The organism is Pseudomonas sp. P5_A2_2 (assembly GCF_054177685.1).
On the sequence record NZ_JBGCUL010001200.1, the window covers coordinates 1 to 1,229 of the forward strand.

The 1,229-nt window shown below is 60.4% G+C and carries 2 protein-coding genes; one reads left to right on the plus strand and one right to left on the minus strand.

The window, feature by feature from the left end:
* The coding region (locus tag ACXRVY_RS30070; RefSeq protein ID WP_458239082.1) for a LysR substrate-binding domain-containing protein at positions 1-812 on the minus strand (812 nt) is incomplete at its 3' end.
* 175 nt (positions 813-987) lie between these two features.
* Here ACXRVY_RS30070 and ACXRVY_RS30075 point away from each other — a divergent pair.
* Positions 988-1,229 (plus strand): CoA-transferase (locus tag ACXRVY_RS30075; protein ID WP_458239083.1); only part of this gene is annotated, 242 nt, incomplete at its 3' end.

Consider the following 1,229-nt stretch of genomic DNA (forward strand, 5'->3'; position numbering starts at 1 on the left):
GTCAACACCCCAAGCGCCCGCTCCACCACCGGATCGCGCAAGGTAATGCAACGCGCGCCCAGCTCACGCATCTGCCCGGCACACAAGGCCGGCACCGCGCTCACGCCCAGGCCACTGGCAACCATGCGCCCGACCGTCGCCAGTTGATGGCTTTCAAACTCCACCGGCAGTTTCATGCCCCGGGCCTGCAAATGCTCTTCAAGCATGACCCGCACCGTGGACGGTCGCTGCAAGGTAATGAACGGTTCCTTGAGCAGGGTTTGCCAGTCGATGTCATCGAGTTCGGCCAGTGTCGAATCCCGGGGCACCACTGCAACGAATCGGTCGATGTACAACGGCGTGAATTGCAGCGACGAACTCATGGTCGGCTCGAACGCCACCCCCAGTTCAACCTGGCGGTCACGGACCATTTCCAGCACCTGCTCGTTGATCACGTCATTGACCGTCACGTTGACGTTCGGATAACGGGCGCGGAACGTCTTGAGGATCGGCGGCAGCAGGTTGCCGGCGAACGATGGCATCGCCGCCAGGGTCACGCGACCGCGCTGCAGGGTGAAGCGTTGGCGCATTTCATCCTCGACATTGTCCCAGTCGGCGATCAACCGGCGCGCGAGCGGCAGCAGGGATTCGCCTTCGGCGGTGAGTGCCACGTTACGCGTGTTGCGGGTGAACAAGCGCCCGCCCAGGCCTTCCTCCAGCGCCTTGATGGTCAGGCTCAGGGCCGATTGCGACAAGTGCAGGCGCTCGCAGGCCACGGCAAAGCTCAGGCTCTGGGCCACCGCCAGAAAGGCGCGGATCTGCTTGACGGTCATGGGGCAATGCTCCAGTTGTAAGCTACAGGTTCTAAGCTGAAAAGGACGGGGCAGCACATTATTGAGCTTTATCAATCAATCCGCTCTAAAAAACAACTTAACAAATGAATCTTGCAGCGAGACACTCCCTCCCATTCGGCTAGCCAGCCGCCCACAAAGAATAAAAGAGGTGCATATGGCAGGTTTCGACAAGCGCGTGAGTTCCTACGAGGAAGCCCTGGCAGGTCTTGAAGACGGCATGACCGTGATCGCTGGCGGCTTCGGCCTGTGCGGCATCCCGGAAAACCTGATCAACGAGATCAAGCGCAAAGGTACTCGCRACCTCACCGTGGTTTCCAACAACTGCGGCGTCGACGGTTTCGGCCTCGGCGTACTGCTGACCGACCGCCAGATCAGCAAAGTGGTGGCGTCCTACGT